The sequence below is a fragment of the Rhodoferax sp. RT5P35 genome, from assembly GCF_056521385.1.
In genome coordinates, this window is the sequence record NZ_JBWMAX010000287.1 from 1 (window position 1) to 1,122 (window position 1,122).

1 protein-coding gene and 1 pseudogene are annotated in these 1,122 nt (G+C 67.5%); both read left to right on the forward strand.

Going from position 1 to position 1,122, the window contains the following annotated elements; genetic code table 11:
- A pseudogene (locus AC097L_RS25685) lies at positions 1-208 on the forward strand (XRE family transcriptional regulator); the annotation flags it as partial.
- Positions 201-1,122: type II toxin-antitoxin system HipA family toxin (locus AC097L_RS25690; RefSeq protein ID WP_479589528.1), on the forward strand; the 922-nt coding region annotated here is incomplete at its 3' end. The pseudogene AC097L_RS25685 and the gene AC097L_RS25690, both read left to right, overlap by 8 nt.

Consider the following 1,122-nt stretch of genomic DNA (forward strand, 5'->3'; position numbering starts at 1 on the left):
GGAGGCCGGTGAGCCGGGTGTAGGCATCGGCATCTACGCCACTGCCCTGTGGCTGATAGCCCGCGATGGCGCACTGGCCGAACTGGCGGCTCCGGCGCACGACAAGGGTGCGATAGAGCTGGACATCCGGCAGGCCATCGCGCTGGGCACCTCGCGGGCAAAGGCCTCGGCCCATACCCGGCAGCAGCGCAAGGAAAAGCATGGCTAGTGCCGCCGCCTCCCGGTTCGACACGCTGTGGCTGTGGTTTCTGGGCCAGCCCGCGTCGCCACAGTTGGTGGGCGAACTGCGCTTGCTGACCGTAGGCAAAGGCGTGTCGCTCACCTATGCGGCCAGCTGGATCGCGCACGGCTTTCGCCTCAGCGAAGACCTGCCCCTGGTGGACATGGAACACCTGCCAGTGGAAAAAAGCATGGCCGCAGGCGCGGTAGACGACGCACGGCCCGACCGCTGGGGCGAGCGTGTCATCCAGTTTCTGGACAAACCCCCTCGCCTGTCGCTCATGGAATACCTGTACTTCGCCGGGGACGACCGTTTCGGCGCGCTGGGCGTATCCACCTCGCCCGATACGTATCTGCCACGGCGCAACGGCCCCCTACCCCGCCTGGAAGATGCCCAGACGCTGAGCGAAGTGGTGCGCAAAATCAGTGCCCGCGAGCCGCTCACCGACACCGAGCGCCGCATGGCCACGGCGGGCGGCAGCTTTGGCGGTGCCAAGCCGAAGGCGCTGGTCCAGATCGACGGCGCAGAGTGGGTGCTGAAGTTCTTCAACAACGAACCCATCGACGTGCCGCTGGTCGAACATGCGTCGATGACGCTGGCGGCCCAGGCAGGCATACGGGTGGCGCAAACCCTGCCGATCCACCTGGTGGGCGAGACGGCGTTGGCGGTGCGCCGGTTTGACCGCGCCGACAGCAGCCGCATCCACTGCATCTCGGCGGGCACGGCCCTGCGCGCTGCGACGGCGGCGGGGCAGGCCCCCGACCTGGGCTACCCCAGCCTGGCCCAGTTGCTGCGCCGCACCGGCGACACCACCGATGGCACCCACCAGCACCAGATGCGCGAGCTGTTTAGGCGCATGGTCTGCAACAGCCTCATCGACAACACCGACGACCACGAGAAAA